The sequence below is a fragment of the Daejeonella sp. genome, assembly GCF_044348475.1.
Taxonomy (GTDB): Bacteria; Bacteroidota; Bacteroidia; order Sphingobacteriales; family Sphingobacteriaceae; genus Daejeonella.
Window position 1 is genome coordinate 12,077 of sequence record NZ_JBIKSU010000015.1, and the last position, 23,622, is coordinate 35,698.

19 protein-coding genes are annotated in these 23,622 nt (G+C 37.5%); 8 read left to right on the forward strand and 11 right to left on the reverse strand.

From position 1 onward, the window contains the following. Nucleotides 1-50 precede the first annotated feature (50 nt). Nucleotides 51-569 (reverse strand): DUF5606 domain-containing protein, encoded by a 519-nt coding sequence (locus ACIQZ6_RS05600; RefSeq protein WP_395809040.1) that lies wholly within the window; start codon nt 567-569, stop codon nt 51-53. Nucleotides 570-661: 92 nt separating this feature from the next. After that, nucleotides 662-1,099 (reverse strand): peptidylprolyl isomerase, encoded by a 438-nt coding sequence (locus ACIQZ6_RS05605; RefSeq protein ID WP_395809042.1) that lies wholly within the window; start codon nt 1,097-1,099, stop codon nt 662-664. A gap of 189 nt (nt 1,100-1,288) precedes the next feature. Here ACIQZ6_RS05605 and ACIQZ6_RS05610 point away from each other — a divergent pair, with 189 nt between their 5' ends. Beyond that, nucleotides 1,289-2,476, forward strand: coding sequence for an asparagine synthetase B (locus ACIQZ6_RS05610; protein ID WP_395809098.1), 1,188 nt, complete (start codon nt 1,289-1,291; stop codon nt 2,474-2,476). A gap of 595 nt (nt 2,477-3,071) precedes the next feature. Here ACIQZ6_RS05610 and ACIQZ6_RS05615 read toward each other — a convergent pair. The 3 genes from ACIQZ6_RS05615 to lpxK are packed head-to-tail and all read right to left on the reverse strand — an operon-like array spanning nt 3,072 to nt 6,934. Then, on the reverse strand, nt 3,072-5,084 hold the full coding sequence (locus ACIQZ6_RS05615; RefSeq protein ID WP_395809044.1) for a putative porin: 2,013 nt from the start codon (nt 5,082-5,084) through the stop codon (nt 3,072-3,074). Then, a complete protein-coding gene (locus ACIQZ6_RS05620) occupies nt 5,062-5,898 on the reverse strand; it encodes a purine-nucleoside phosphorylase (RefSeq protein ID WP_395809046.1) in 837 nt (278 codons plus the stop codon). Before ACIQZ6_RS05620 ends, ACIQZ6_RS05615 begins: the two co-directional genes overlap by 23 nt. Beyond that, the gene (gene lpxK / locus ACIQZ6_RS05625; protein WP_395809048.1) at nt 5,855-6,934 is read right to left on the reverse strand and encodes a tetraacyldisaccharide 4'-kinase; all 1,080 of its coding nucleotides are present in this window, start codon (nt 6,932-6,934) and stop codon (nt 5,855-5,857) included. Before lpxK ends, ACIQZ6_RS05620 begins: the two co-directional genes overlap by 44 nt. Before the next feature lie 78 nt (nt 6,935-7,012). On the opposite strand from lpxK, the gene ACIQZ6_RS05630 reads away from it, so the two are divergent. Together ACIQZ6_RS05630 and pruA are read left to right on the forward strand one after the other, a co-directional pair. Beyond that, the gene (locus ACIQZ6_RS05630; RefSeq protein WP_395809050.1) at nt 7,013-7,930 is read left to right on the forward strand and encodes a serine hydrolase; all 918 of its coding nucleotides are present in this window, start codon (nt 7,013-7,015) and stop codon (nt 7,928-7,930) included. Between the two features lie 205 nt (nt 7,931-8,135). Continuing rightward, a complete protein-coding gene (pruA, locus tag ACIQZ6_RS05635; RefSeq protein WP_395809052.1) occupies nt 8,136-9,770 on the forward strand; it encodes an L-glutamate gamma-semialdehyde dehydrogenase in 1,635 nt (544 codons plus the stop codon). A 441-nt stretch (nt 9,771-10,211) separates the two neighbouring features. Here the strand turns inward: pruA and can are convergent, their stop codons facing one another. After that, complete coding sequence (gene can, locus ACIQZ6_RS05640) at nt 10,212-10,883, reverse strand: carbonate dehydratase (RefSeq protein ID WP_395809054.1); 672 nt, start codon at nt 10,881-10,883, stop codon at nt 10,212-10,214. Nucleotides 10,884-11,154: 271 nt separating this feature from the next. Here can and ACIQZ6_RS05645 point away from each other — a divergent pair, with 271 nt between their 5' ends. The 5 genes from ACIQZ6_RS05645 (at nt 11,155) to ACIQZ6_RS05665 (ending at nt 17,909) form a co-directional block, all read left to right on the forward strand. Then, nucleotides 11,155-12,696: an acyl-CoA carboxylase subunit beta gene (locus ACIQZ6_RS05645; RefSeq protein WP_395809056.1), complete on the forward strand. Its 1,542-nt coding sequence runs from the start codon at nt 11,155-11,157 to the stop codon at nt 12,694-12,696. Between the two features lie 12 nt (nt 12,697-12,708). After that, nucleotides 12,709-13,125, forward strand: coding sequence for a GNAT family N-acetyltransferase (locus tag ACIQZ6_RS05650; protein WP_395809058.1), 417 nt, complete (start codon nt 12,709-12,711; stop codon nt 13,123-13,125). Between the two features lie 4 nt (nt 13,126-13,129). After that, nucleotides 13,130-14,236 carry a M42 family metallopeptidase gene (locus tag ACIQZ6_RS05655; RefSeq protein WP_395809060.1) on the forward strand — a complete coding sequence of 369 codons (1,107 nt, stop codon included), beginning with the start codon at nt 13,130-13,132 and terminating at the stop codon, nt 14,234-14,236. A 149-nt stretch (nt 14,237-14,385) separates the two neighbouring features. Then, nucleotides 14,386-16,818: a prolyl oligopeptidase family serine peptidase gene (locus ACIQZ6_RS05660; protein ID WP_395809061.1), complete on the forward strand. Its 2,433-nt coding sequence runs from the start codon at nt 14,386-14,388 to the stop codon at nt 16,816-16,818. 179 nt (nt 16,819-16,997) lie between these two features. Beyond that, nucleotides 16,998-17,909: an NDP-sugar synthase gene (locus tag ACIQZ6_RS05665; RefSeq protein WP_395809063.1), complete on the forward strand. Its 912-nt coding sequence runs from the start codon at nt 16,998-17,000 to the stop codon at nt 17,907-17,909. 159 nt (nt 17,910-18,068) lie between these two features. Here ACIQZ6_RS05665 and dnaK read toward each other — a convergent pair whose 3' ends face one another. The 5 genes from dnaK to rpsK form a co-directional block, all read right to left on the reverse strand. After that, entirely contained in the window at nt 18,069-19,979 is a 1,911-nt protein-coding gene (gene dnaK, locus ACIQZ6_RS05670; RefSeq protein ID WP_395809065.1) for a molecular chaperone DnaK, read from the reverse strand. 621 nt (nt 19,980-20,600) lie between these two features. Further along, entirely contained in the window at nt 20,601-21,251 is a 651-nt protein-coding gene (gene rplQ, locus ACIQZ6_RS05675) for a 50S ribosomal protein L17 (protein ID WP_395809067.1), read from the reverse strand. A gap of 71 nt (nt 21,252-21,322) precedes the next feature. After that, nucleotides 21,323-22,315, reverse strand: a complete 993-nt coding sequence (locus ACIQZ6_RS05680; RefSeq protein ID WP_395809069.1) for a DNA-directed RNA polymerase subunit alpha — start codon at nt 22,313-22,315, stop codon at nt 21,323-21,325. A gap of 72 nt (nt 22,316-22,387) precedes the next feature. Further along, nucleotides 22,388-22,996 carry a 30S ribosomal protein S4 gene (gene rpsD / locus ACIQZ6_RS05685; protein WP_395809070.1) on the reverse strand — a complete coding sequence of 203 codons (609 nt, stop codon included), beginning with the start codon at nt 22,994-22,996 and terminating at the stop codon, nt 22,388-22,390. 78 nt (nt 22,997-23,074) lie between these two features. Then, on the reverse strand, nt 23,075-23,464 hold the full coding sequence (gene rpsK / locus ACIQZ6_RS05690) for a 30S ribosomal protein S11 (protein ID WP_306550760.1): 390 nt from the start codon (nt 23,462-23,464) through the stop codon (nt 23,075-23,077). Nucleotides 23,465-23,622 lie beyond the last annotated feature (158 nt).

Sequence of the window (23,622 nt, forward strand, 5' to 3'; positions counted from 1 at the left end):
AAGGCAAATTTTCAATAAGAAAATAGTGCCTTGAATATTTTATGAATCTATTATTTAGATTTTTGAGAAAGCCTTGTTGTGCTTTTTCCAGGTGCTTTAGTAGCCTTTGGTTTCTCCATGATAACTGGCTCTGGCTTTTTCAGCAATGACTCGGTCGCGGCAGCTTCAGAAATAGGTTCAGGTGCTGCTTCATTAAATAATGGAAGATCCTTAATGGTGTTAAACCAGGTAATAATCTTTTTCATGTCTGAAGCATAAACGCGTTCCTGATCATGATCTGGTGCTACTTCAATAAAAAATGAACGTAAAACCTTACCATCTGCAGTTTTAGGATCAGGAATACTCTTACTTTCCTTCATCTTAGAGAATATATCACTCAATTTCAGATCAGAATCTTCACCAAAAACAGTTATATCTTCTAAAGAGGCCATTTTTGCAGTACTAATATTCACTACAATTTTATTCTTTAGTTCATCCAGTGTTTCTAGGATAAAGCCTGATTTATTCTGCCCAATCAATTTGAATAACCCCGGTTTGCCGGAAACAGAAACTAGTCCTCTTAAATTCATATGCTTTTTTAGATTTGAGATGTGAGATATGAGATATGAGATTTTTGAAAATTATTAGTAAATTCTCAAATCTCTTATCTTCGATCTAATGTCTACTCTTCAATAATTTCTATTCCTAGTATTTTATCTCCTTGACGAATGTCATCTACTACATCTACATTCTCAATCACCTTGCCAAAACAGGTATGATTACGATCAAGGTGAGCGGTGTTATTGCGGCTATGGCAAACAAAGAACTGTGAACCTCCAGTATTCCTTCCGGCATGAGCCATTGAAAGAACACCTCTGTCATGAAATTGATTTTCACCATCTAGCTCGCAATCAATGCTATAACCCGGACCACCGGCACCGGTTCCAGTTGGATCTCCACCTTGAATAACGAAATCATTAATTACACGATGGAAAGTTACCCCATCATAATAACCTTGATTTGCTAATTTCAGAAAATTTGCCACTGTATTGGGTGCATCTTGATCATAAAATTGCACAGTCATGTCACCTTTTTCGGTTTTTATAATTGCTTTGCTCATAGTTCAATCTTTATTATTGGTTGACAAAGTTAATTATTTCAGGCAATTGGTAAAATTCTATGAATATCTTCTTCTTTTTATAACTTTAATACATCCTTAACGCCAATAGAATACATGCTAAAAGTCCGTTTAACGCTTCTAATCTTACTTTTTGTTTCAGTATGTAGGGCTGCTTCTATTCTGATTCCTATGGATGAGGAACAGAAAAATCATCTAAAAGCTTATGGAATTACCTATTGGGCATTAAAAAACGGCCTTGAAACAGATTGGCTTCTGAATTACCGGGGCGGAAGTTTCCTGATGAAATATTCACAAATCATGGAATCTGAATGTAAAATCCGCGGAGTGTCTTATGAAGTTATTGCCGATGCAAAAGTGACTGTTATTTTAAATGAGATAAACGATCCGTCTGTAAACATGGACATGGTGAAGCTCGAAAAAGAACCTAAAATAGCTGTTTACTCTCCAAAGAATAAATTACCCTGGGATGATGCCGTAACTATGGTTTTGACTTATGCTGAAATTCCTTACGACATCCTATATGATGATGAGGTTTTAAAAGGTGACTTACCAAAGTATGACTGGCTTCACTTGCATCATGAGGATTTCACTGGGCAATACAACCGCTTTTGGAGTGCCTTCAGAAATTCCAGCTGGTATATTGAAGATGTGAAACTACAAGAAGCTACGGCTAAAAGAAATGGGTTCAAAAAAGTTTCAGAAATGAAGCTGGAAGTAGCTAGAAATATTCGTAATTTTTGTACTGGAGGTGGTTTTATGTTTGCCATGTGCTCTGGACCAGAAACCATTGATATTGCCTTAGCAGCTAACGGAACTGATATTGCTGAACGAGTTTTTGACGGAGATGCTGCAGACCCTAAAGCCCAGTCAAAACTCGACTTCAACCAGACATTGGCCTTCCAGAATTTTAGTCTCGACCTTAATCCTTCAAATAATGAATTTTCAACTATTGATGCAACCCCTATTAGGTCGCCATCTTTAAACAGAACGAACGACTTTTTTACACTTTTTGATTTCTCGGCAAAATGGGATATTGTACCTACCATGCTCACTCAAAACCATGATAAAGTTGTAAAAGGGTTTATGGGTCAAACAACTGCATTTAGAAAAAACGTGATTAAGCCCAATGTACTTGTTATGGGCGAAACAAAGGCAAATGATGAGGCCAGATACATACATGGTGAATTTGGAAAAGGACAATGGACATTTTACGGCGGTCATGATCCAGAAGATTATCAACACATGGTAGGCGACCCTCCTACCGACCTGAATCTACATCCCAACTCAGCAGGCTACAGACTCATCCTGAACAATGTCTTATTCCCTGCAGCAAAAAAGAAAAAGCAGAAAACCTAATTTTGAGAATCTGTTGTCAGTTGCCTGTTATCAGCCGATTGCTATCGGGGTATGATATTTCAGACCTCCTACCTATTAAAAGCAGAAAGCTAAAAGCTAAAAGCAGAAAGCCAAAAGCAGAAAGTCAAAAGCAGAAAGCAAATCGTGCAACCTCATATTTCAGATAACAGACAACTGATAACAGATAACTACTTTTTGAGTATTGCGTAGTGCGTATTGCGTATTGCGTATTGAGATAATTTAGCTTCATTTCATAGCAGCACCTCAGACTTCATACCTCATACCTCATACCTCTTAAAAGCAGAAAGCTAAAAGCAGAAAGCTAAAAGCAGAAAGTTGTAAGTAATAAGTTGTAAGTAATAAGTTAAAAGCAAATCGTGCAATCTCAGACTTCATACCTCAGACTTCATACCTCCGACCTCCGACTTCATACCTCTGATAACAGAACTAGGAATTATAAGTTAAGGAAGTTTCTTGCCTTGAAATGACCGGTATTCATTCTTACTAACTAACCAACTAATTACTAACCAACTAACCAATTCCTATCTGACAACTGATAACTGACAACAGATAACAGATAACAGATAACAGATCATTAATTATAAAACTTCCAGCTCACCCCAAATTTTAATAATTTATCATGCATAGGATACCCTCTTACGGTATAAAACCCATTTGAAAACATCCCCTGGTTGATGTAATCGTACTTTATAAAAAGATTAGAGCGTTTTAAAGTTGCTCTAACAAATACATCAACAACCGGATAGGTAGAATATTCTAATGATGCATGATCATTATAAAACTGACTTACATTGATTGCATAAGCAGGAGCTTTAAAAGGTGTATTAAATCGCACATCAAAACCTATGTTTGTTGACAACACCTTGAAAAATCTAGTAGCATAAAAAAAGCTATTGTAAGAATAAATCTCTGGAGTTCTTAAAACATCCTGAAAATCAGTTTTTTGGTAGACTATATAATTATTGAGATTAAACTTACCCATCCTAAAGTCTTTTGAAAGGGTGATCTTAATTAAGTTAATATTGGTTCCAGTCTGCTCAGGCATAATCTGCTTTGCACTAGAAGTTTCCTTGAAATACAAATAATTATTAAGTAGAAAATATTCGGCTTTTGCAGCTAGCTTATACTTTAAATTTTCATATAAAAAGGAAAGGTTACTCACCTTTGTCCTATCAAAATTCTTGTCCCAGCTGTGGTATTGATAGTTTACACGTTCATACATCTGTTCAGGCGATTTATTCTGAACATAAGCGCCAAGTATTATCCTCCCAACAGATTTGCTCAACAAAAAAGAAGTATTTGCTTCATAAAGAAAATCTCCTGCATGCTTTCCTTGAGCAACCTGGTTCAAGTCTGCTTCAATACTTACCTTATCGCTGAACCTATATGCGAGCCCTGCCTTTAAGCTGGTATTTGAAAAATTCGATTGGTAATCAAGCTGTTCGTATCGGTAAATATCATTTTGGAGTCCTAAATCAAGTTTCAACTCATTTTTTATGAAGCTTAAGGCCTTGCCTCTCAGATAAAAACTATAATTAAATTCATTTCTAAGATTCGAAATTTTTGTAGAATCATTGGTCTCAGTAAATGATTGGGAAGGAAGGATTGGGAAGGCACCAAATTCATCATCCTCATTACGATAAAACTTATATCGATCTTTAGTGTAGGTTAATGCATGCGAAAAACGCTGTGTAGGTAATATTTTTTGAGCAGCTTCCGTATCAGGAAGACTATCGATCCTGCCGATATAATAAAATTGTTTAAAGAAGAACTGCGTTTGACGCCAGGTTTGCATAGGAAGATCTTTACTTTTAGCCTTTAAACGAACAGGGATAGCTATTTTATCAATAGGATCACTTTTGAAAATAGTATCATTGGTTGTAGATCCATTTTCTCCTGCCTTAATGGTATTAAAGATTACATCACCAACTATATTATACCGTTTATTTGGCGATTCATACCAAGCAAACAAAGCAGCATTTAAATGATCAGCCTTTTGATTAACATAGAATCCTTCTGCACTTAAACGATTATACATGGCACCCACATTCAAATTGCGCTTAACATTTTGTGAATGAATAACTTTGAAGGTTTGCTCCTGAGTACGACCATTAACGTAATAAAGCTCGGTATAGGGTGTTCTGGCCCTGAAAAATTTCATAGAGTCTTGGGTTAAACGATAAGCATCCAGCGAATGGAAACCGGCATCAAATCCAATGGTCTTTGTGGGATTAAAAAGTAGTTCTCTATAGGCCAAACCTGCACTTCCCAATCCAATAGTTGGCTTGTCAAATCTGTAAATGGGGCTATAATTCTGAAAATTAGAAACTGTAGTATCTATAGGACGTGTTTGAGTTCCATCCTTTAATATTTTTAGATTAGTATACCGGATATATTTAGAAGTATAGATGATTGAATCTTCTTTCATTTCCTGCCCACCATTCTGCGATTCGGTACTCGAACCTGCTCGCGAACTTCTACCTGCACCGCCTCCAACTCCTTCTGCCCTAATTGTTCTTTGGGCAAAGGCATTAGAGCTGAAAATAGCCAGTAATAAAATAGAACTAAATACTAAGCGTTTGATCATTAATTTCCAAAATAAGATCTTTTAAAATCTTTGTCATTTTAGGTTCTGCCTCTTCAGCTGTTTTAATTATCTCTTCAAGTGACACTGCCTTAAGCGTATCCGGAAAACCTTCATCTGTTAAAACCGAAATCGCAAAAACAGGTAATGACATATGATTAGCTACAATAACTTCGGGCACCGTACTCATTCCAACAGCATCAGCACCAATATTACGTAAAAATCGGTATTCAGCTCTAGTTTCAAGATTAGGGCCATTCACAGACACATAAACTCCGGCATGGCAACTAATATTATTTTTCTTTGCTATTTCCATTCCCATGTCAATTAATTTTCTGTTATAAGGTTCACTCATATCAGGAAATCGAGGGCCAAGCTCTTCCGAATTATGTCCTCGTAAAGGATTGTCTGTTTGCATGTTAATATGATCATTAATGATCATCAATTCTCCTTTTTTATACGCAGGATTTAAGGCACCGCTTGCATTAGAAACGAACAATTTCTGAATTCCGAGCATTTTCATTACTCGCACGGGGAAAGTAATCTGCTTCATGTCATATCCTTCATAATAATGCAGGCGACCTTGCATAGCAACAACCCTTTTACCGCTAAGAATTCCAAATATTAATTTTCCAGAATGAAATTCTAATGTAGATATTGGAAAATTTGGAATATTGGAATACATCAAACTATAATGCACCTCAATATCATCAACTAATTTGCCTAAACCTGTACCCAAAATAATTCCAATTTCGGGCTCAAAGTTGCCAATCTTACCTTTGATATAGTCTTTTGCCAGGTGTAGGTTTTGATGCATATTCTATAATTAAATTATTAAAGGATGTTTTTTCTGGTTCATTAAAATACGTTTCAATAGGAATATAAAAAATAGGAATTCCTATCAATTGTTTTTTAAATTCAACTGAAAGTAATCTCAAAGAGTCTTTTTCTGTGGTAATAACCACATTATCGCCAGCTTCAAGCTTGTTAAATGCCCGTACAAGTTTAGCGATATTTTTGTCGGTAAAATTATGATGATCAGGATATTCATGATGGATCACTGCAGCATTATAACTAGACAGCTCTTGAAATAATGGAACAGGATTTCCAATTCCTGAGAGAAGAAGTATATTTTTAGTGCTGCTCAAAGAATTCATTGGTCTTGAAAGCTGGTTATCATAAAGTGATTTCAAGGTTCCGTATTTCAAAAATGAAAAAAATAGATGTTGGTTTGAATTCAGTTTTAACTTTTTAGCAATTGCTTGTTTTCTTGATGGGTCAATATCAAGCGGACATTTTGTTACAACAATTACATTAGCCCTTTTCTTTGCTGACATAGGTTCCCTTAGATTACCCGCAGGCAGTAATAATTGAGTGGTCGAAAAAGATGAGTATTCAAAAAGCAGTATACTTAAACTGGGCAATACCGCCCGATGCTGAAAAGCATCATCCAGAATAATTACATCATTTTCCCAGGCTACGTATTGAATCCCTTGAGCCCTGTCTTCACAAACTGCCACTGTTATCCCTTCAAATTTGCGTTTAATCTGAAGGGGTTCATCTCCTGTATCCTCAAAAGAATAATCCTCCTGAACAAAAAATAGCCCTTCAGTTCTTCGGCCGTAGCCACGGCTAATAGCTGCCAGTGTAAAATCCCACTTCAATAATCGGATAAGGTACTCCGTCATCGGACTTTTTCCTGATCCTCCAACCGCTAAATTCCCAACAGAGATGACGGGCAATTTAAATTTTACAGACTTGAATAAACCATAATCATACGCCTTATTTCGAAATAAAACTCCAATTCCATAGAGGATTGAAAAAGGAAATAAGAGCAGACGAAGAAATTTCATAAATTCTGATTTCAACAAAAATACAAATTTGATTTCACGCTTATATTTATTGATGTTTGAATAATTGAATTAATCATTATGATAAGAAAATCGATTTTACTTTTTGTTACACTTTTAGTTCTGGTTGATACTGCTAACTCTCAAACCAGAACTGACAAAAGATTAACACTAGAATTGCAAATGCTCGTGAAAAATTTCAAGGGCGACGTAGGAATTTATGTTCAAAATCTAAAAACAGGCAAAGTAGCATCCATCAACGCTGACACCATTTTCCCAACTGCAAGCATGATCAAAGTTCCAATTATGTGCGGAGTGTTTGATAAGATTGAAAAGAAAGAATTAAGTTACCATCAGAACCTAACTTATCGTGATAGCTTACTTTATGCCGGTGAAGACATCCTGGGCTCATTTAAAGATGGTGAAAAGATACAGCTCAGTAAGGTTCAGATGCTTAGTATTACCACAAGTGATAATACTGCCAGTTTATGGCTTCAAAAGTTAGCTGGATCAGAAAATATCAATCAATGGTTATCAGAAAATGGTTTTGAACAAACTCGTTTGAATTCAAGAACAGCTGGCCGGCAAGCATACCAGAAGCTTTATGGCTGGGGGCAAACTACCCCAAAAGAAATGGCTATGCTAGTAAAAAAAATCAGAGATGGGCAGGCAGTAAGCCCAGCAGCAAGCCAGCGTATGTATCGCAATATGGTGCGAATTTATTGGGACGCTGAAGCCCTTTCAGAAATACCACCTTATATCCAGGCTGCATCAAAACAGGGAGCAGTAAACCGTTCTAGATCAGAGGTAGTACTAGTCAATGCCCCACATGGCGATTATGTATTCTGCATTGCTACCAAAAACCAGAAAGATGAAAGCTGGACCTCTGATAATGAAGGTTATCAACTCATCAGGAATCTTTCAAAATTGCTATGGAACTATTATGAGCCTAAATCTACCTGGAAGCCAGCAGAGGGTTTGGAAAGGTATGCAGACTGAGGGGTGGTTTAGACAAAACTCAACAAATAAATCCCTACAGATTATGAGAATAATCATGTTTCAAATTGATACTAAACAACAATATGTTTATAACAAACGTTTCTGTTATATCCCCAATTAATAATCAACCCTTTTTATTTTTAAATGGAATCAATCCGCAGATTTCAACCAAAGCCTTATCTTTGATTAACTAAGAACACCAATTATGTTAAAAGGATTTTTCAACGTACCACAACCGGTCAATGAAACGATATTAAATTATGCTCCGGGAAGTAAAGAAAGAACTTTACTAAAACAAGCACTTGCTGATGCACGTTCCAAAACGATCGATATACCGATGTACATTGATGGCAAAGAAGTAAGAACAGATAAAAAGGTTAATATCTACCCGCCGCATGATCATCAGCATTTGCTAGGAACTTATAGCCAAGGAAGCAAACAACATGTTTCTGATGCAATATCAGCAGCATTAAAAGCCAAAGAAGCATGGGAAAATTTAGCATGGGAGCAACGCGCAGCTATTTTCTTGAAAGCTGCCGATCTAATTGCTGGACCATACCGGTATGCACTCAATGCTGCTACGATGCTGGGGCAATCAAAAAATGCATTTCAGGCTGAAATTGACGCTGCCTGTGAGCTAATTGATTTTCTGCGGTTCAATGTAAAATATATGACCGAAATCTACCAGCAACAGCCTCCAGTATCACCTAGAGGAAGTTGGAACAGACTAGAGCAGAGAGCACTCGAAGGATTTGTATTTGCATTAACTCCTTTTAACTTCACCGCAATTGCTGGTAATTTACCTACTTCAGCGGCAATGATGGGCAATGTGGTGGTTTGGAAACCATCAAACACACAGATTTATTCTGCAAATGTCTTGATGCAGATTTTCCGTGAGGCCGGTTTACCAGATGGCGTGATCAACCTGGTATATGTTTCAGGCCCGGATGCTGGCGAGGTTATTTTTAACCATCCTGATTTTGCAGGTATACATTTTACCGGTTCTACTACAGTATTTCAAGATATTTGGAAGACCATTGGTAACAATATCCATAAATATAAAACCTATCCGCGCATTGTTGGTGAAACAGGTGGTAAAGATTTTATTGTAGTACATGGCTCTGCAGATGTAGAAGCTTCAAGCACTGCAATCATTCGGGGAGCATTTGAATATCAAGGTCAAAAGTGTTCTGCCGCATCAAGGGTTTATATCGCGGCATCAGTATGGCCGGCAATCAAAGAATTATTAAAGCGTGATCTTGCAAGCCTGAAAATTGGTCCTACAGAAGATTTCGGGAATTTTGTTAATGCGGTGATCGATGAAAAATCATTCGATAAACTAAGGGGATTTATAGATAACGCTAAAAATGATCAAGATATTGAGATCGTAGCAGGAGGAAACTACGATAAGTCGAAAGGCTATTTTATTGAACCTACAGTGCTCCTTTCAAAAGACCCAAACTATATAACCATGTGTGAGGAATTGTTTGGCCCAGTACTTACCATTTTTGTTTATGAGGATAAAGATTTTGAAAAAACACTTGAAATTATAGACAAAACTTCAATTTATGCACTTACTGGAGCTGTATTAGCGCAAGATCGATATGCTCTGGCCGCAGCCACCCAAGCCTTAAGAAATGCGGCAGGTAATTTTTACATCAACGATAAATGTACAGGAGCCGTTGTAGGTCAACAACCCTTTGGAGGTGCCAGAGGATCGGGCACTAATGATAAAGCAGGTTCCATGATCAATTTATTGAGATGGGTTTCACCAAGAACGATCAAAGAAACTTTCGATCCACCTAAAGATTACAGATATCCGTTTTTGGATAAAGAGTAGGGTAGTTGGTTAGCAGAAAGTTGTAAGTAATAAGTTGTAAGTAATAAGTTAAAAGCAAATCGTGCAATCTCATACTTCATGCTTCAGACTTCATACCTCGGACTTCATACCTCTCACAAGCTAAAAGCAGAAAGTCAAAAGCAGAAAGCAAATCGTGCAATCTCATACTTCAGACTTCATACCTCAGATAACTGATAACTGATAACTGATAACAGAAAATAGAACAAAGATAGTTTAGTGCTAATTGAGATTTACTGCTTTTTCTGATCCCATACCTCAGAAAACTTATTACCTATTACTTATTACCTATTACTTATTACTTATTACTTATTACTTATTACTTATTACCTATTACCTATTACTTATTACTTATTACTTATTACTTATTACTTATTACCTATTACTTATTACTTATTACTAGAGTAAGCTAAATCTATCGATTTAGCTTACTCTAGACTCATCCAGTTTAAATACTTCACCCAAGTTTTCGCTTGATTTTGCAGTAACATGCAAGTCTTTCACAAGACCAGTACTAATATCAATTACCCAGCCATGGATTTCAAGGTCTTCTCTTTCACGCCATGCATTCTGAACAATGGTAGTTTTACATAAGTTATAAACCTGCTCAATCACGTTTAATTCAACAAGGCGGTTAACTTTTAGCGTTTCATCCGAAATCCTGTCTAGTTCATGGCTATGTAAACGATAAACATCTTTAATATGGCGAAGCCAGTTATCAATTAGCCCAAATTGCTGATTACTTAAAGCAGCGGCTATACCACCACAACCATAATGCCCAGATACAATCACATGCTTCACTTTTAAAACATTGACTGCATAATCTAGAACACTGAGCATATTCATATCAGAATGTACACAGACGTTTGCAATATTACGGTGAACAAAAACCTGACCAGGTTTGGTATTAGTCACTTCATTGGCAGGAACCCTACTGTCTGAACAACCTATCCAGAGAACATCAGGCTCCTGTCCGGCTGCCAATTTATCAAAATATTCAGGATCCTTTTCTGTTTCATTCTTTACCCAGTCACGATTACCCTGAAGTAATTCCTCATAACCACGTTTTTGTTTTTCGCTTCTTTCAATTGACATTTCAGCTGCTTTTTATTTATTAACTTTCTAAAAAACATAGTTAATTATTTTTTGCCGGTTTATAAACTAATTCTTTTAATCTAGGCATTTATACCCTTATTACAACAATTTATAATCACACCTTGCTGAATCGCCCCCTCCAATGGTCAATTGGATCTTAAATATCCAAAAACATTAATGTTGTGAAATGAAAACAGCTGCTTTGTTCGATTCCTTTATTCAATTTTTAGTAATTTCACCCCTAATGAGCAATTAAAAAACCCGGCATATTTTGAACAATAAAATAGAAGTTTTAAGGAAAAAACAAGAAGAAGCCCTTTTGGGTGGAGGAAAGGCCAGAATTGAAAGCCAGCATAAAAAAGGCAAGCTTACAGCCAGAGAGCGATTGCATTTTTTGTTGGATGAGGGTTCATTTGAAGAAATCGGAATGCTGGTTATGCATCGTTCCACAGATTTTGGCATGGAAAAAGAACATTATCCCGGCGATGGAGTTGTCACTGGATATGGAACTATCAACAGCCGTCTTGTTTATGTGTTCTCTCAAGATTTTACAGTTTTTGGGGGCTCTCTTTCTGAAACTCATGCCGAAAAAATTTGCAAAATCATGGATCTGGCAATGAAAAATGGTGCTCCTGTTATCGGATTAAATGATTCAGGAGGTGCCCGAATTCAGGAAGGAGTAGTTTCTCTTGGAGGCTATGCCGACATATTTTATAAAAACACCATGGCATCGGGAGTAGTTCCACAACTATCTGCCATTATGGGGCCCTGTGCAGGAGGTGCTGTTTATTCGCCCGCTATTACAGACTTTGTTCTGATGGTAGAAAACACTTCCTATATGTTTGTTACCGGGCCCAATGTAGTTAAAACAGTAACCCATGAAATTGTGAGTTCTGAAGATTTGGGAGGCGCATCAGCGCACGCTACTAAATCAGGAGTCACACATTTTGCCTGTAGCAATGAGCTTGATGTAATCAATCATATTAAAAAACTTCTAGGATACATGCCTCAGAACTGCGAGGAAAATACTCCTGCCATTGCCTATGAACCTGGCCAAGAGCATAGACCAAAGTTAAATGATATCATTCCTGAAAATAATTCTCAGCCTTATGACATTCGTGAAATAATCACCGAGTTGGCTGATGAAGACTCTTTTCTTGAAGTCCATAAAGATTTTGCAGAGAACATTGTGGTTGGTTTTGCCCGCCTGGCAGGAAGAAGTATCGGTATTGTAGCCAATCAACCTGCATTCTTAGCAGGTGTACTGGACATCAATTCATCGGTTAAGGGTGCCCGCTTTGTACGCTTTTGTGATAGCTTTAATATCCCACTTCTTGTTCTAGAAGATGTTCCCGGTTTCCTACCCGGTACAGACCAGGAATGGAATGCCATTATTACCAACGGGGCTAAATTATTATATGCTTTCTGTGAAGCTACAGTACCTCGAATTACAGTGATCACCAGAAAAGCCTATGGTGGTGCCTACGATGTGATGAATTCCAAGCATATCGGTGCCGACATGAATTACGCATGGCCAAGTGCTGAAATCGCAGTTATGGGAGCTAAAGGAGCTGCTGAGATTATTTTCAAGAAGGAAATTGCAGCAGCCGATGATCCAAATGCACGTTGGATAGAGAAGGAAAAGGAATATTCGGATATTTTCGCAAATCCTTACCGTGCAGCAGAACGGGGCTTCATAGATGAAGTAATCGAGCCTTCAGAAACCAGAAAAAAGCTTATTAAAGCCTTTAAAATGCTTGAGAATAAGGTGGTTAATAATCCGAAAAAGAAGCATGGGAATATCCCATTGTAATTTGATTTTATCATGTCGCATATTGAGCAAATATCTCATGAATTAACCTGGCGTATACGCAGAGAAGTTTTATATCCAGGGCAGCCACTTGATAAGATCATGCTACCTGATGATGAAAATGGTACGCACCTCGGATTATTTGACGAGAACAAACTGATCAGCGTACTTTCATTTTTTAAAAATGACCATTCTATACAATTCAGAAAATTTGCAACTCTTGAATCCTATCAGCGAAAAGGTTATGGAACTGAATTATTAAATTATTTACTTGAAATAGCTGAAGCAGAGAATTATCAACGCATTTGGTGTAATGCCCGCAAAAATGCTTCAGGATTTTATAGTAAATTTGGGTTTATAGAAACTGAAAACTCCTTCCAAAAGGATGGACATGATTATGTGATCATGGAGAAAATATTAAAAACTAAATAAGAAGATGGCAAAAAATAAAGATCATAAGCACATTCCCGTGGTGACAAAAAAATCACTCGCATTTTTTGAAAAATATATAAACAATCCATCGCCGACTGGATTTGAATGGGAAGGTCAACGTCTATGGCTAGATTATATCAAACCGTATACTGATGAGCACATGGTTGACAATTATGGCACTGCGGTTGCAGTAATCAATCCGAAAGCTAAATTCAAGGTGGTGATTGAAGCTCATGCCGATGAAATTTCTTGGTTTGTGAATTATATTACCAAAGATGGATTGATCTATGTCATCAGAAATGGTGGCTCAGACCATCAGATTGCTCCTTCGAAACGGGTGAACATCCATACCGATAAAGGAATTGTCAAAGCTGTATTTGGCTGGCCCGCCATTCATACACGCAGCGGTGAGAAAGAAGAAGCTCCAACTTTGAAAAATATATTTCTTGATTGCGGCTGTACCAGTAGCGATGAAGTTGAAAAACTTGGTATCCATGTAGGTTGTGTCATTACCTATGAGGATGAATTTATGGTCCTGAATAATCGCTATTACGTTGGTCGTGCCCTTGATAATCGTGCAGGTGGATTTATGATCGCTGAAGTGGCGCGTTTATTAACAGAGAATAAGAAAAAATTACCTTTTGGATTATACATTGTTAACTCTGTGCAAGAAGAAATCGGACTTCGTGGGGCAGAAATGATCGCACACCGTATAAAACCAAATATTGCGATCGTGACTGACGTTACGCATGATACACAAACACCGATGATCAGCAAGATCACGCAGGGCGACCTTGCATGCGGAAAAGGTCCTGTAGTATCCTATGCGCCTGCTGTACAAACTAATTTGAATAAATTATTGATCAAAGCAGCCGAAGCTAATAACATCCCATTCCAGCGACAGGCATCTTCCAGATCAACCGGGACAGACACCGATGCTTTTGCTTATTCAAATGAAGGGGTAGTTTCTGCACTAATCTCACTGCCTCTACGATATATGCACACCACTGTTGAAATGATTCATAAAGAAGACGTTGATAATGTGATTCGGCTCATTTACGAATCGCTGCTTAGTATTCAGGTTGATCAGGATTTCAGGTCTGTAAAGTAGCTTTAAGAAACATTATAGCAACAGATATAAATCATTAGTTTTATTTTTGTTGAATTTTTAGGAAATGAATCTTTATATCGAATCTTAGTTATCAATAAAACAATATGGCCTTAATTCTGTGCTAAGAGGTCAAAAAAAATAAAATTTGAATGATTAAACGTACCGCCTTAATATTAATAGCAGGTTTTGTTTGTACAACACCCCTTTCAGCTCAGCAAAACACGGCCTATCAAAAGCCACCCCAATCACTAATCAGTTTGCTTGAAGCTCCACTTAGCCCGGGAGTGAGAATCAGTTCTGATGGCGAGTGGATGCTTTTATTGGAAATGTCAGGACTTCCAACAATCGATGAGCTATCACAGCCTGAATATCGACTTGCCGGACTTCGAATTGATCCTTTAACTAATGGCCCAAGTCGATCAACATTTTTTAAAGGAATAAAAATAAAATCCCTGAGCACTGGTCAAGAGTCAGTTTTTGCCGGATTACCTACTGATGCGAAGCTTTCAGATATCACATGGTCGCCTGACGAAACTAAGATCGCATTTACCCATACCAGCCAAACCGGAATCGAATTATGGGTTGCCGATTTGAAATCACTTGCAGCAAAGCGGCTGGGCATGGAGCATATCAATAAAACTTACGGGAAAATTTTTGTCTGGAACCCAGATGGAAAGACAATTCTTGCTCAATTTGTTGACTCAAAAAGAACTGCACTAACAGAACCAAAACGAATACCCCCAGGTCCGGTTATTCAGGAAAATACAGGAAAATCTACCCCTGCTCCAACCTATCAGGACTTATTGAAAAGTCCTTATGACGAAATGGCTTTCGATCACTTTTTAACCTCACAATTAAAACTGGTTAATATGGAAGGAGAAAGCAGTAATTTTCTACAGCCACAGATTATCCGATCATTTGAATATTCTCCAGATGGAAAATATATTCTACTTTCCAATATCAATCATCCCTATTCCTATACGGTGCCTATAGGCTTATTTCCTTTTACTACAAGCCTTTATGATACTAAAGGAAAACTGGTAAAAAAGTTATTTGATGCACCTTTGGCAGAAAATATTCCTGCAGGATTTGATGGCGTGCCAAAAGGACCCAGAGAATTTGGTTGGCGTGCCGATAAAGGAGCAACGCTCTACTGGGTTGAAGCTTTGGATAATGGAAACCCATCACAACAAGCAACAATACGCGATATAGTCTATACTCAAGCTGCACCATTCAACCAGAATGCACTCAAATTAGCTGAATGTTATTTCAGGTTTTATTCAATTGTTTGGGGCGATGATAAACTAGCAATCCTGACCGAGCGATGGTGGAAAACAAGAGCAGAAAGACGCATTTTTATTAAACCGGGAACTGAAAATTTCAGAGTAAATCTTTTTGATCGCTATTATGAAGATACTTACAGCGATCCTGGCGTACTGGTAACCAAGAAAAATGAATATAAAAGAAATGTATTGTTAACAGAATTCAATGGTTTAAAACGAATTAGTGACCCTGATAACTTGAATATTTTCAGCATCAGCGATGGTTCTTCTCCAGAAGGCGATCGTCCAATGATTTTAAAATTCAATATTAAAACTAAGATCAGGGATACTATTTTCCACTCTGCTGCCCCCTATTTTGAGCGCCCTGTTTTCTTTAATAATGGCAAATTCATTATCAATAGCAGAGAATCTGCAGAGACAGTCAAAAATTACTTCAGGGTCAATCTGTCGGATTCTGTATACACACAGATCACTAATTTTTCAAATCCATATCCTGAATTAAATGGCGTGCAGAAAAAACAGGTGAGTTATACTCGTTTAGATGGGATCAACCTAGGAGGTACTTTATACTTACCGGCTGGTTTCAAAATTGGGGACACTCCCCTTCCTGTACTGATTTGGGCATATCCACGAGAATTTAAAACAATAGAGGCTGCCGGACAAGTTAAAGGCTCACCTCATACATTCAGTATGTTGAGTTCCGGATCACCAGTTTATTGGGTTACCCGAGGATATGCTGTTTTGGATAATGCCGATATGCCGGTTGTTGGCGAAAGCAATAAAGAACCAAATGATACCTTTATTGAACAGATCAGATACAATGCAGAGGCCGCTATTAACTACTTGGTAAAACTAGGAGTTGCCGACAGAAAACGTATTGCCATTGGGGGGCATTCTTACGGTGCATTCATGACCGCAAATCTGTTGGCACAAACCGATCTTTTTGCAGCAGGAATTGCAAGAAGCGGAGCATATAACCGAAGTCTTACACCTTTTGGCTTTCAGGCTGAAGAGCGAACCTATTGGCAGGCACCTTTGGTTTATAATAAAATGTCTCCTTTCTCATATGCAGATAAGATCAAGACTCCATTATTATTAATTCACGGACAGGCAGATAATAATACAGGTACATTTCCTATGCAAAGTGAAAGGCTTTATACGGCTCTGAAAGGCCATGGAGCTATCACCAGACTGGTTTTACTGCCTTCCGAATCACATGCTTACAGAGCTAAAGAATCCATTCTGCATATGATGTGGGAAATGGATAACTGGCTAGAGAAATACGTTAAAAATAACTAATTATTTTGCTGATTTTGTTTCATAAAAGGAATGAAAGGAGCATTGAGAAAATATATAAATTGAAGTTTCCACTTTATTAAAGCGTATGAAAATAAAATTGCATTTTAGTTTTAATCAACCTTTAATTCTAACTAAGAAACTGATATAAAAACAGAAATAAATATTAATTCAAGATAAGCATGAAACCTACTTTAGTGATCCTGGCAGCAGGAATGGCAAGCCGATATGGCAGCATGAAACAAACAGATGGATTTGGACCAAACGGTGAAACAATCATAGAGTATTCTATATACGATGCAATAAAAGCTGGATTCGGTAAAGTAATCTTTGTGATCAAAGAAGAGTTTGCTGAAAACTTTAAAGGTATTTTTGAACCTAAATTACAGGGGAAAATCAAAACAGATTATGTTTTCCAGACATTTGATCTTAAGCCTTTTGGTATCGATATTGAAATTGAAAGAACAAAGCCCTGGGGAACTGCACATGCGGTACTTGCTGCCCGCGACGCTGTAAAAGAGCCGTTTTGCGTAATCAATGCAGATGATTTCTACGGTCGTGAGTCCTACCAAAAAATGGCCGATTTTCTGAGTAACGAAGTGAATGATGAGGAATTTTCAATGATCGGCTTTCAGATTGATAAAACACTTTCTGAACATGGCTCTGTGTCAAGAGGAGTTTGTGAAGTAGATGCGGATGGTAATTTAACCGAGATCCATGAGCGTACAAAAGTTTATTTTAAAGCTGATGAAAGCGGAAATAAAAACATTGTATTTGAAGAGAATGGTCGTGAATTTCCTATAAAATCTGACACTCGTGTATCCATGAATTTCTGGGGATTTACAACTGAAGTATTCGACCTGACCACAAAATTATTCAAAGAGTTTGCGCTTGCCAATGTTGAAAATCCAAAGGCTGAATTTTTCATCCCTCTTGTAGGGGAAAGTTTGATCAAGAACAAGCAGGCATCCTTTAAAGTTATCCCTACTCAAAACCAATGGTTTGGTGTTACGTATGTTGAAGATAAACCAATTGTACAAGAATGTATTGATAAACTAGTTGCTTCAGGAGAATATCCAGCTAAACTGTGGTAGTAATTTTTGGGCTTATAAAAAGTATTTAATTACTGAAGAAAAATCTGCTTGTGTATTGAAAGTTTGAAAAACAAATTTTGAGATAACTGGCGTAGTATTATTAAACAGAAAACCCCATTCTCCTAAAAGAATGGGGTTTTTAACTATTAAATTTCAGAATTACTTCTTATCGTCGTCTTTTACTTCTTCAAAGTCAACATCGGTTACCGTATCATCAGCTGCAGCTTCTTGACCTGCCTCAGCCCCTCCTGCACCTTGCCCTGCTTCTTGAGATGCTTTATACATATCTTCTGAAGCAACATTCCATGCAGCTTGAAGTTCTTCCTGAGAAGTTTCCATTGCAACGAAATCTTTGGCTGCATGAGCATCTTTGAGTTTCTTTAAACCTTCTTCGATAGGAGCTTTTTTATCATCCGATAATTTATCGCCATATTCTTTTAATTGCTTTTCTGTAGAAAAGATCAGTGCATCAGCGGCATTCAGTTTATCCACTTCCTGGCGTGCTATTTGATCAGATTCAGCATTTGCTTCTGCTTCATCTTTCATTTTCTTGATCTCTTCATCAGTTAAACCAGACGAAGCTTCAATACGGATCTTTTGTTCTTTATTGGTTGCTTTATCTTTTGCTGCTACGTGTAAGATACCGTTTGCATCAATATCAAAAGTTACTTCAATCTGAGGAATACCACGAGGTGAAGGTGGAATACCATCTAGGTGGAAACGACCAATTGTTCTGTTCTGATTTGCCATTGGGCGTTCACCCTGCAAAATATGAATCTCTACAGATGGCTGATTATCAGATGCTGTTGAGAACACTTCCGACTTTTTAGACGGAATAGTAGTATTTGCCTCGATCAATTTAGTCATTACACCACCCATGGTTTCAATTCCCAATGAAAGCGGAGTAACGTCAAGTAATAATACATCTTTAACCTCTCCAGTTAACACACCACCCTGAATAGCTGCACCAATGGCAACTACTTCATCAGGATTAACACCCTTAGAAGGTTCTTTACCAAAGAATGCTTTAACGGCATCCTGAATTGCAGGAATCCGAGTTGAACCTCCTACTAAGATGATTTCATCAATATCAGAGGTACTTAAACCTGCATTCTTTAATGCTTTCTTACAAGGCTCAATAGTTCTTTTGATCAAGCTATCGGCTAACTGCTCAAATTTGGCACGGGTCAATGACTTAACAAGGTGCTTAGGCATTCCGTCACCGGCAGAAATATAAGGCAGGTTAATCTCTGTTTGTGCTGTACTTGACAATTCAATCTTAGCTTTTTCAGCAGCTTCCTTTAAACGTTGAAGTGCCATTGGATCTTTACGAAGATCAATACCCTCATCACTCTTAAACTCATCAGCCATCCAGTCAATGATCACTGCATCAAAGTCATCTCCACCAAGATGAGTATCCCCATCAGTAGATTTAACTTCAAAAACACCATCACCCAACTCAAGAACAGAAACATCATGCGTACCACCACCACAGTCGAACACTACGATTTTCATATCCTTATGAGCCTTATCTAGCCCGTATGCAAGTGCTGCAGCGGTAGGTTCATTGATTATTCGAGAAACTTTCAATCCTGCAATCTCACCAGCTTCTTTCGTTGCTTGACGTTGAGCATCATTAAAATAAGCAGGAACAGTAATAACTGCTTCAGTCACTTCATGACCTAAGAAATCTTCGGCTGTTTTTTTCATTTTCTGCAAAATCATTGCAGAGATCTCCTGAGGAGTATATAAACGATCGTCTATTTTAACACGAGGAGTATTATTATCTCCTTTAACCACTGTGTATGGAACACGGGCCATTTCATTTGTAACCTCACCAAAGCTATTACCCATAAATCGCTTGATTGAAGAAATGGTCTTTGTAGGGTTTGTGATTGCCTGACGTTTTGCCGGATCTCCTACCTTACGTTCTCCATTGTCAACAAATGCCACAATTGAAGGGGTAGTACGTTTACCTTCACTGTTTGGGATAACTACAGGCTCATTACCCTCCATTACTGATACGCATGAATTTGTAGTTCCTAAGTCAATACCAATTATCTTTGCCATATTTAAATCCTTCTTAAATTTATTTTAGTTTACCTCTTAGCAATTAACAAGGCTTGTGCCAATTAACACTTAACCATAAATGACAGTATTTTGCCATTGATTGAATAGAAATAAGGGTTTTTGAAAATGACAGGTTGGCAGTTTTATTGGGTAGTGGGTAGTGAGTAGTGAGTATTGGGTATTGAGATAGATTCTGCTGCATTTCATATTCCGTGTAATTTACAAACCACTAAACCACTAACCAACTAACCAACTCATACCTGATAACAGACAACTGATAACCGACAACTGATAACAGATAACTGACAACAGACAACTGACAACCAATTGTGAGTATTGCGTATTGCGTATTGTGATTAGAGTATTTGGAAATTATTTTTTAATAATAAAATTGCGAATTACGGATTGATTACGAATCACTAAAAACCACCTAACCAACTAACCAACTAACCAACTCATACCTGATAACAGACAACTGATAACAGATAACAGACAACTGATAACAGACAACTGATAACTGACAACTGATAACAGACCTCCGACCTCATACCTCATAAATAAATCCCAGAAACAAAAAAGACCCGCTCATTGAGCAGGTCTTTTGTATAGATCAAGAAAAAATTATTCTTCTTTTTTCTCTTCAGCTTGAGTGTCTTCTGATGAAGTTTCTTCTGATGCAGGAGCCTCGGCTTGAGGTTCTTCAGCTTGAACTTCTTCAACTTGAGCTTCTTCAACTTGAACTTCTTCAACTTGAACTTCTTCAGAAACAGAAGCTTCAACAACTTCTTCTTCAATTTCAGCTTGAGGCGCAGCTTTAGCTACTGCAGCAGGAGCGTCATCAGCTTTCTTTGATTTTGAACCACGACGACGAGTAGTTTTCTTTTCAGCAACTGAATCGCCTGAAGTATAGACTTCATTGTAATCAACTAATTCGATTAATGCCATAGAAGCATTATCACCTAAACGATTTCCCATTTTAAGAATACGGGTATACCCTCCAGGACGATCAGCAACCTTAGTGGCGATATCGCGGAAAAGAATAGATACTACTTCTTTATTCTGCAAGTAACTAAATACTGTTCGACGTGAGTGAGTAGAATCGTCTTTTGACCTTGTAATAATTGGTTCAACATATACACGCAAAGCTTTAGCTTTTGCAAGTGTAGTTGTAATACGCTTGTGTAATATAAGCGAAGAAGCCATGTTAGCAAGCATCGCTCTGCGATGACTGTCTGTACGACTTAAATGGTTTACTTTTTTACCGTGTCTCATTTTTAGTTTGATTGTGCACGTGCATACCGTCGATCAACCTTGCGGGATCGGGAATTATGCATTTCGCTTATTTATTCTTCGTCTAATTTAAACTTCGAAAGATTCATACCGAAGGATAAACCTTTTGATTTTACTAAGTCTTGGATTTCAGTTAATGACTTCTTACCAAAATTTCTGAATTTCAGCATATCAGCAACATCATAAGAAACAAGATCAGCCAATGAACGTATATCTGCCGCTTTTAAGCAATTCAGAGCACGAACAGAAAGATCAAGATCAACTAATTCCATTTTAAGGATTTTACGCATATGCAGTATTTCCTCATCAACTTCTTTAGTTTCTTCTTTAGCTTGAGATTCAAGCATGATGTTCTCATCAGAGAATAACATGAAGTGGTGAATAAGAATCTTAGCAGCTTCTTTCAAAGCATCTTCAGGATGAATTGATCCGTCAGTGGTAATATCAAGAACAAGTTTCTCGTAATCGGTCTTTTGCTCTACACGGAAGTTCTCAATAGAATACTTCACATTTTTTATTGGAGTATAGATAGAGTCAATAGCGATAACACCAAGAGGTGCATCAGTATTTTTGTTTTCTTCTGCTGCAACATAACCTCTTCCTTTATTAACTGTCAATTCGATCTCCAGGGTAACTGAAGATTCCATGTTACAGATAACAAGGTCTGAGTTAAGAACTTCAAAGTTATTTGAGAACTTAGTAATGTCACCAGCTTTCAGCTGATCTTGTCCATTAATAATTACAAATACTTTTTCGTTATCGCCAGCTTCACCAATTTTCTTAAAGCGAACCTGCTTTAAGTTAAGGATTATCTCAGTTACGTCTTCAACAACACCTTTGATGGTTGAAAATTCATGTGATACTCCAGAAAAACGAACGGAGGTTATTGCAAAACCTTCCAAGGAAGATAAAAGTATTCTTCGTAAAGCATTACCAATGGTAACACCAAACCCAGGCTCTAAAGGTCTGAATTCAAATGTTCCGTCGAAATCCGTAGATTTCTGCATGATAACTTTATCAGGTTTTTGAAATGCTAAAATTGCCATTTAATATTTTGCTAATGAATGTTAATGTAAATGCAGTAATGGCCTTGTTCCAAAAGATCAGGGCCAGTACTATTACTTAGAGTACAACTCGACGATTAGATTTTCCTTGATATTTTCAGGAATCTCATCACGACTTGGTAAGTTCAGGAATTTACCTGTTAAGGAATTTGCATCCCATTCTAACCAGCTGAATTTATTAATTGTTCTTGCAGCCACTGAATGTGCAACGGCTTCAAGGCTTTTTGAACGTTCACGAACTGCGATAATATCACCAGAACGTAACGAATAAGAAGCAATATTTACAATCTCACCATTCACAGTAATATGCTTATGGCCAACTAGCTGACGTGCAGCAGAGCGGGTTGGAGCAATTCCTAAACGGTAAACTGTATTATCTAAACGTGCCTCAAGGAATTTAAGCAAGTTCTCTCCTGTAATACCTTCTTTTGCAGAAGCTTTATGAAAAAGATTTTCGAAATAACGCTCCAATACACCGTAAGTATATTTAACCTTTTGCTTCTCCATTAACTGCACAGCAAATTCTGATTGCTTTCCTCTTTTTCTGGAGGTACCGTGCATCCCTGGGGGATAATTCTTTCTTTCTAATGCCTTGTCAGGACCAAAAATTGGTTCTCTGAATCTTCGGGCAATTTTGGACTTGGGTCCTGTGTATCTAGCCATTTTTGTTTGGTTTTTAAAGTATCATCCCAACCATGTCGGGAGAATCTTAGCTTTAAAAAAATTTATTAATTATATGTATTAAACTCTTCTTCTTTTAGGAGGACGACATCCATTGTGTGGAAGTGGAGTGATATCCTGAATCGTAGTAACTTCAATACCTGCAGTTTGCAAAGTACGGATAGCAGACTCACGACCAGAACCCGGACCCTTAACGTACACCTGAACCTTACGAAGGCCAAGATCATGCGCTACTTTAGCACAATCACCAGCAGCCTGTCCGGCAGCATATGGAGTATTTTTCTTAGAACCTTTAAAGCCCATCTTTCCAGCCGAAGACCATGAAATGGTTTGACCCTGAAGATTGGTTAAGGTAATTATGATATTATTAAATGTAGCGTTAACGTGTGCTTCGCCAATAGGCTCTACAATTACAACACGCTTTTTGGTAACTTTTTTAGTTTTAGCCATTTTTTGAGATTTGAGATGTGAGACTTAAGATCTGAAATTAGACCCCGGCACTCCTACCTATTTCTTTTTGTTTAATCATGAAGTATGATCCATTAAGATCCGAAATCATATCCGCTTAATCTGTTAAATAATTGAGATCAGGATTCGAAATACTCTCA

Excerpts from the sequence above, each read along its gene's own strand:
- ACIQZ6_RS05600 (WP_395809040.1), bottom strand. The coding sequence starts at position 569 with ATGAATTTAAGAGGACTAGTTTCTGTTTCCGGCAAACCGGGGTTATTC.
- ACIQZ6_RS05605 (WP_395809042.1), bottom strand. The coding sequence starts at position 1,099 with ATGAGCAAAGCAATTATAAAAACCGAAAAAGGTGACATGACTGTGCAA.
- ACIQZ6_RS05610 (WP_395809098.1), top strand. The coding sequence starts at position 1,289 with ATGGATGAGGAACAGAAAAATCATCTAAAAGCTTATGGAATTACCTAT.
- ACIQZ6_RS05615 (WP_395809044.1), bottom strand. The coding sequence starts at position 5,084 with ATGATCAAACGCTTAGTATTTAGTTCTATTTTATTACTGGCTATTTTC.
- ACIQZ6_RS05620 (WP_395809046.1), bottom strand. The coding sequence starts at position 5,898 with ATGCATCAAAACCTACACCTGGCAAAAGACTATATCAAAGGTAAGATT.
- lpxK (WP_395809048.1), bottom strand. The coding sequence starts at position 6,934 with ATGAAATTTCTTCGTCTGCTCTTATTTCCTTTTTCAATCCTCTATGGA.
- ACIQZ6_RS05630 (WP_395809050.1), top strand. The coding sequence starts at position 7,013 with ATGATAAGAAAATCGATTTTACTTTTTGTTACACTTTTAGTTCTGGTT.
- pruA (WP_395809052.1), top strand. The coding sequence starts at position 8,136 with ATGTTAAAAGGATTTTTCAACGTACCACAACCGGTCAATGAAACGATA.
- can (WP_395809054.1), bottom strand. The coding sequence starts at position 10,883 with ATGTCAATTGAAAGAAGCGAAAAACAAAAACGTGGTTATGAGGAATTA.
- ACIQZ6_RS05650 (WP_395809058.1), top strand. The coding sequence starts at position 12,709 with ATGTCGCATATTGAGCAAATATCTCATGAATTAACCTGGCGTATACGC.
- ACIQZ6_RS05655 (WP_395809060.1), top strand. The coding sequence starts at position 13,130 with ATGGCAAAAAATAAAGATCATAAGCACATTCCCGTGGTGACAAAAAAA.
- ACIQZ6_RS05660 (WP_395809061.1), top strand. The coding sequence starts at position 14,386 with ATGATTAAACGTACCGCCTTAATATTAATAGCAGGTTTTGTTTGTACA.
- ACIQZ6_RS05665 (WP_395809063.1), top strand. The coding sequence starts at position 16,998 with ATGAAACCTACTTTAGTGATCCTGGCAGCAGGAATGGCAAGCCGATAT.
- dnaK (WP_395809065.1), bottom strand. The coding sequence starts at position 19,979 with ATGGCAAAGATAATTGGTATTGACTTAGGAACTACAAATTCATGCGTA.
- rplQ (WP_395809067.1), bottom strand. The coding sequence starts at position 21,251 with ATGAGACACGGTAAAAAAGTAAACCATTTAAGTCGTACAGACAGTCAT.
- ACIQZ6_RS05680 (WP_395809069.1), bottom strand. The coding sequence starts at position 22,315 with ATGGCAATTTTAGCATTTCAAAAACCTGATAAAGTTATCATGCAGAAA.
- rpsD (WP_395809070.1), bottom strand. The coding sequence starts at position 22,996 with ATGGCTAGATACACAGGACCCAAGTCCAAAATTGCCCGAAGATTCAGA.
- rpsK (WP_306550760.1), bottom strand. The coding sequence starts at position 23,464 with ATGGCTAAAACTAAAAAAGTTACCAAAAAGCGTGTTGTAATTGTAGAG.